Source organism: Duganella levis (genome assembly GCF_009857605.1).
GTDB classification, from domain to species: domain Bacteria; phylum Pseudomonadota; class Gammaproteobacteria; order Burkholderiales; family Burkholderiaceae_D; genus Rugamonas; species Rugamonas levis.
In genome coordinates this window covers 118,021-124,155 of record NZ_WWCT01000024.1, presented here as the reverse complement: position 1 = coordinate 124,155, position 6,135 = coordinate 118,021, and the positions used below count along the sequence as shown (strand labels likewise).

Below are 6,135 nucleotides of genomic sequence, written 5' to 3'. Positions count from 1 at the left end.
CCGGCGCCGCTGGCGGCGCTGCAGCGGCATTGCCGCCGGCCGCCGGCGCGGCGCTCTCGGCCACCACCGAATCGGGCAGCGTGATGGTGAAGGTGCTGCCGCGTCCCTCGCCGGCGCTGTAGGCGCTGACTTCGCCGCCATGCATCTGCACCAGGTTGCGCACCAGCGCCAGCCCGATGCCGAGGCCACCCTTGGCGCGGTCCAGCAGGCGGTTGCCCTGCACAAACAGGTCGAAAATGTGCGGCAGCAGCTGCGGCGGGATGCCGTTGCCGTCATCGGTGACCTGGATCTGCACCGTGCCGCCCTTGATGCGGGTGGCCAGCGTGACGTGGCCGCCGGCCGGCGTGTAGCGCGCAGCGTTGCTCAGCAGGTTGGACACCACCTGCGCCAGCCGCGCCGGATCGCCATGCCAGCGCACGGTCGGCACGTCCACCAGCAGCCGGTGCTGGCGCTGTTCCAGCAGCGGGCTGGCCATTTCGATTGCCTTGTTCAGCACATCGGCCAGCGGCACCGTGTCCTTGCGCAGCTCGACCTTGCCGCTGGCGATGCGCGACACGTCCAGCAAATCATCCACCAGCCGCACCAGGTGGTCGACCTGGCGCTGGATCACCGCCTGCTCCTGCCCGGTGTCGCCGGACTGGCCGCGCAGCTTCATCAGCTTGAGCGCGGTGACGATCGGCGCCAGCGGATTGCGCAGCTCGTGGCCCAGCATGGCCAGGAATTCATCCTTGATGCGCGACGACAGATTGAGGTCGCTGTTCAGGCGTTCGCTCTCGGCCATGGCGTGGGACAGCGCGCGGTCGCTTTGCAGGCGGCTTAGCGTGGCGCACACGGTGGCGGTGAACTGCTCCAGGAACTGGCGGTAGGCGCTGTCCATTCGCAGGCGCGGCGACACCTTGAACACCAGCGCCAGCTGGTCGCACAGCTGCAACTCGGCAGCGCGGATCACCACCAGATCGGGACTGCCTCGGAAAGCATCAGCCGCCGCGCCGGACAGCAACGTGACGTCCAGCAGGTCGCCCGGATTATCGGTCGCCGCCTGAGTGACGGCGGCGTGGACGTCATCGTCGCTGCGGCAGCCCAGCAGGCGGCGCGCCAGCAAGTCCAGCGCGTGGCGGCGGCGCTCGGCCAGCACCTGCGCGGTGGTCTCGGTGCACACCACCAGCACCCCGCCCACCTGGTCCTGCTCGTCGAATACCGGCGTGTAGGTGTAGCTCCAGAACACATCCTCAATGTGACCGTTGCGCCAGATCGGCACCAGGTTGTCGGCATACCAGCGCGCCTCGCCGCCGTGGCGCACCGCCTCGATCTGCGGCCCGATGATGTGCCAGATCTCCGGCCAGCAGTGGCGGCCGGCCTGCCCAAGGGCGGCCGGATGCTTGCCTTCGCCGAAGCAGGGAACATAAGCGTCGTTATAAATCTGCGTCAGCTGCTCGCCCCACCACAGGAACATGGGCGTGACCGAATGCAACACCACGCTGACGGCGGTGCGCAGCGAGCCCGGCCAGCCGGAGATCGGGCCCAGCGGCGTCTCTTCCCAATGGTGCGCGCGCACCAGGTCGCGCATGGGCGTGCCGGCGCCGATGAAGCGCGGCAGGGGCTCCTGCGGATCAGGTAACGACGGGAGGGAGTGAGCCAGCATAGTGAATTCCGAACCAGAAAGTAAGATAGTAGCAACTGTACGGTACGGTGGCGCACAATAGGCGTTGGGTACAATGCTGGTCTCACTAGGTAGCCTGCGCGGCTGACGGAAAGCGGATTATGCCCACGGCGTATTATTTCATCGCAGTTATTATGCTGGCGAACGCTTGGCTAATCGCTAGCGGGTCCAAAATCTGGAAGACAATGCCGGCCAGCCTGATGCTGGCCTATGTGTTGATGGTGGCGTTTGCCGGCGACATCACCACCATCGACCAGTTGGCCGGCGCTGCCGTCTATGGACTGGTGCCGGCGCTCTTCTTTCTGGTGCCGGCACTCTTGATCAGCACGCTGTTCGGCATGCTTATTTTTTCGCTGACGCGCCCCGGCAAGCGTAAGGAGTAGCGCTGGCGCGGATCAGTGTTCGCGCCAGTGGTCCAGATTTTGTGGCTCGGCCACCACCGCGCCATTGCGTTCGGCGCGGAAGCGGGCCGACGCGGCATATACGGCGCGCCGCACGCGCATGATGGAACCGATCGGCCTGTGGTCGGCAATGCAGTGCCACGGATTGAACTGCATGCCGTCATCGATCAGCACCGACAGCCCATGGGTCCACCCGGCCTGCGGCTCGGCCTTGATGCGTGCCACCGGCACCCACGGCGCCTCCCACTCCACGGTGGAATCCTCAATCGGCATGGCCGACAGGTCGGTGCACAGTTGCACGCGCAGTTCCCATTCGGCGCTGTGTTCGGTCATGAAATCGACCACCGCCGCCCGCAGGCCGTTGGGTTTGTGCTCCAGGTCCACCGGCTGGTCTTTCAACGCCTGCAATTCCGGCGACACCGGCGCCAGCGATAATTTTGCCATGTAGCGGCCATACAGGATGGGCGCGCCAGTGAAGAAGGTCTCGCCAAGAATATTGGTCTCGGGATGGCCGCCCAGGCCTTTGATGGCTGCGCTCTCGCCGCCCACCGCCTCGACCACTTTCTCGACGCCGCGCAAGGCGGCCGACAGCGCCTTCTTCAGGCCCGGCGCTTTATCGGTGGTGGCCGCCAGCAACTTGACGCTGCCCAGGAACTGCTTGGCAGTGGCCGACTGGAAGGTCGGCCCATTGACCATGACGAAATCCTGCGTGACGTCGCCTACGCCGTCATGCAAGCGCGCGCCCGGCACGCCGATGACCTTGATGGCCATGCCACGCGGCGTCGACACCTTGTCGTCCAAAAAATCGCCCGGGGTGGTCGACAGCCGCATCACCACCGGCCAGGCGCCGCCCGGATGGCCAAACAGCCCCTGGGCGTAATCGGGCGGCAAGTTGTCCAGCACGCGCAGCTCACCGCGCAGCAGGCCATGGCTCTTGGCGTGCACGCCGCGCGGCGCGTGGCCGATATCCTTGTCGACCGTATCGGCGATGCCATGCATGGCTTCGGTCAGGCCGGCGATGGTCTTGGCTTCGTCCTCCTCCGGTACTTCGTAGGAGGGATCGTAGGGCAATGGTTGCTGCAAATGGCGGGTAGGGAAATCCATGGTGTTCCTCGGCTGTTGGCTACCACCATCATCACCGCTGGCGCGGCGGACGTCTGTGGCGTGACGCACGGTGCGACTCACACTAAACAGCGGCGCCTGCCAAACGTCTTACGCTGACAACCACTCCGTGAGAACACTATGCGCCCTCTGCCCACCGCCCTCAGCCTTGCCTTGCTCAGCTTGAACGCCGCCGCCCATGCCGACGACACCGATCCGCCGGTGTTGCCTTCCATCACCGTTACCGGCGCCAGCGAAAACTCCTACACCGCCCGCGCCACCAGCAGCGCTACCGGCCTCAATTTATCGATCCGCGACACGCCGCAATCGGTCAGCGTCATCACCCGCGAGCGCATGGACGACCAGGGGCTGCAAACCATTTTTGACGTCGTCACCAACGCCACCGGCGTCTCCGCCAAGGAAATCGACAGCGTGCGCGGCAATTTCTACGCACGCGGCTTCGACATCAAGCAGCTGCAAATCGACGGCGTGCCGATGTACGGCAGCGACGCCGGCCAGACCAAGGCCGACCTGGCCATCTACGAACGGATCGACATCGTGCGCGGCGCCAGCGGCCTGCTGAACGGCACCGGCAGCCCGTCCGCCTCGATCAATCTGATCCGCAAGCACGCCGACAGCAAAACCTTTACCGGCACGGCCGGCGCCACGCTCGGCACCTGGAAAAAGCGCGAAGCCGAAGTCGATCTCAGCACCCCGCTCAACGCCGACGGCTCGGTGCGCGGCCGCATAGTGGTGAACAAGGAAAACAAGGACAACTTCATCCGGCTGGAAAACACCCGCCAGAGCACCGTCTACGGCGTAATCGACGCTGATCTCGACGCCGCCACCCACCTCAGCGTCGGCTACAGCGAACAGCGCGACAAGCATCGCGGCAACCAATGGGCCGGCCTGCCGATCTTCTACAGCGATGGCACCCGTACCAACTGGGACCGCACCACGACCAGCGCCGCCAAATGGAACTTCTGGGATACAAAACAGCGTACCGCTTTCATCACGCTGGAACACACGCTGGCCAACCAGTGGAAACTGACCGCCATGGCGACCCGGCGCGAAAACAATGGCGACCAGCGTCTCAACTGGATGGACGGCCTGGTCGACCGCAATACCGGTCTTGGATTGCAACCGTGGGTGGTTGGCTATGGCACCATCGAGGAACAGAACGACTTCGGTGTGACCGCCAGCGGCCCGTTTGCGCTGCTGGGCCGCCAGCATGAGCTGACGGTCGGCCTGCTGCACGGCCGCCACAACCAGGAGTGGCTGGTCAGCGACGCCAGCGAACAGCCGCCGATCGGCGACTTCCGCCAGTGGAATGGCGATTATCCCGAGCCGCAATGGGGCGCCTACTATTCCGGCTCCAGCTACCGCGATACCCAAACCAGCCTGTATGGCGCCACGCGCTTGCAGCTCAGCGATCCGCTCAAGCTGATCGCCGGCGCCCGCATCACCAACTGGACGCGCGACGCCGCCAACGGCGCCTGGACCGAGCAGCCGTTCCAGGTCCGCTATCGCGGCAAAGTCACGCCCTACCTGGGCGCGGTCTACGACATCGGCGCCAACAGCTCGCTGTACGCCAGCTACACCAGCATCTTCGATCCGCAAAACCTGCGCGACCGCCGTGGCGCCTACATCGATCCGCTGGAAGGGAGGAACTACGAGGCCGGCATCAAGCAGGAACTGCTGGGCGGTAAAGTGAACGCCTCGGCCGCCGTGTTCCTGGTCAAGCAGGACAACTTCGCCATGGTCGATTCCGGCCAATACGTGCCGAACACGCGCGAACAGGCGTGGCTGACCATCGACGGCGCCAAGACCAAGGGCTATGAACTGGAACTGAGCGGCGAACTGGCGCGCGGCTGGAGCGCCAGCATCGGCTGGACCCAGTTCCGCTCCGAGGACAGGGACGGCACGCCGGTCAACACCGTGCAGCCGCACAAGCTGCTCAAGCTGTACACCAAGTACCAGCTGGCGGGCGACTGGAGCAAACTCAGTGTGGGCGGCGGCGTCAACTGGGAAGGCCGCAGCTACACGCAGGTGACCGATCCGCGTTCCGGCGCCAGCTTCAACGTCGGCCAGTCGGCCTACGCGCTGGCCAGCCTGATGGCGCGCTACGACATCAGCCGCGAGCTGACGCTGCAAGTCAACGTCAACAACGTGTTCGACAAGACCTACTACAGCAATCAGCTGGACGTGTTCCAGAACCTGATCTACGGCGCGCCGCGCAATGTGCAGGGGACATTGCGCTACAAGTTCTGATCACTGTTTGACCTTGCCGCCGGCGCGCCGGTACTCCATGAAGTCGGCCGTGCGCTGCGCCTGCGGCTCGCCAAAATGCTCAGCCACGATATGCAGTGCCAGGTCGATGCCGGAGGTCAGGCCGCCGGCGGTGTAGGTATGCGCGTCCGCCTGCACAAAGCGCACTTCCCGCACCAACCGGACGTCCGGGTAGGTCTTGTGGAAGGTGCCCGCATAGTCGTGGTGCGTGGTGGCCGGCTTGCCGTTCAATAGACCGGCATGCGCCAGCTCGAACGCGCCGGTGCAGATGGACAGCATGGTCTTCTGCGCGGCGTGCTGCCGCTTGAGCCACTCGCGCAGTTCCAGCCCGCCGGACTGCGCGCCGACCACCACGATGTCCGGCGTGGGAGCGTCGTCAAAGCTGTAGTCGGGCGTAATCAGCAGGCCGGGCGCGCCGCTGCCGCTGGTACGCAAGGGCGTCCTGGATGCGGCCACCGTGTACAGCACGAACGGCATCGAGCCGGCGCTATCGTCCAGCATCGTATCCTGGAACACTTCCCACGGCCCGGCGATGTCCATCACATTGGCGCCTTCGCTCAGCACAAAAGCTACCTTGATGGGTGCGGCGTTGGCGTTGGCCAGCGCCAGCATGGTCAGCAGACAGGCGATCAGATATTTCATGGCGTTTCCATTCAGTTGAAGATGACGCCAGTGTCGCCGGCG

At 65.1% G+C, this 6,135-nt stretch carries 5 protein-coding genes; 2 read left to right on the top strand and 3 right to left on the bottom strand.

Translation table 11 applies throughout. The annotated features are described in order from the left end of the window. A partial coding sequence (locus GTP69_RS24735; RefSeq protein ID WP_229261143.1) for a sensor histidine kinase occupies positions 1-1,642 on the bottom strand: 1,642 nt, incomplete at its 3' end. 203 nt (positions 1,643-1,845) lie between these two features. Here GTP69_RS24735 and GTP69_RS24730 point away from each other — a divergent pair. Continuing rightward, positions 1,846-2,043 (top strand): hypothetical protein, encoded by a 198-nt coding sequence (locus GTP69_RS24730; RefSeq protein WP_161057367.1) that lies wholly within the window; start codon positions 1,846-1,848, stop codon positions 2,041-2,043. 12 nt (positions 2,044-2,055) lie between these two features. Here the strand turns inward: GTP69_RS24730 and GTP69_RS24725 are convergent, their stop codons facing one another. Further along, on the bottom strand, positions 2,056-3,165 hold the full coding sequence (locus GTP69_RS24725; protein ID WP_161057366.1) for a catalase family protein: 1,110 nt from the start codon (positions 3,163-3,165) through the stop codon (positions 2,056-2,058). A gap of 138 nt (positions 3,166-3,303) precedes the next feature. Between GTP69_RS24725 and GTP69_RS24720 the strand changes: the two genes are divergently transcribed. Continuing rightward, positions 3,304-5,433, top strand: coding sequence for a TonB-dependent siderophore receptor (locus tag GTP69_RS24720; protein ID WP_161057365.1), 2,130 nt, complete (start codon positions 3,304-3,306; stop codon positions 5,431-5,433). Here the strand turns inward: GTP69_RS24720 and GTP69_RS24715 are convergent, their stop codons facing one another. After that, the gene (locus tag GTP69_RS24715; RefSeq protein ID WP_161057364.1) at positions 5,434-6,093 is read right to left on the bottom strand and encodes a DJ-1/PfpI family protein; all 660 of its coding nucleotides are present in this window, start codon (positions 6,091-6,093) and stop codon (positions 5,434-5,436) included. It lies immediately after the preceding gene. Positions 6,094-6,135: the final 42 nt, after the last annotated feature.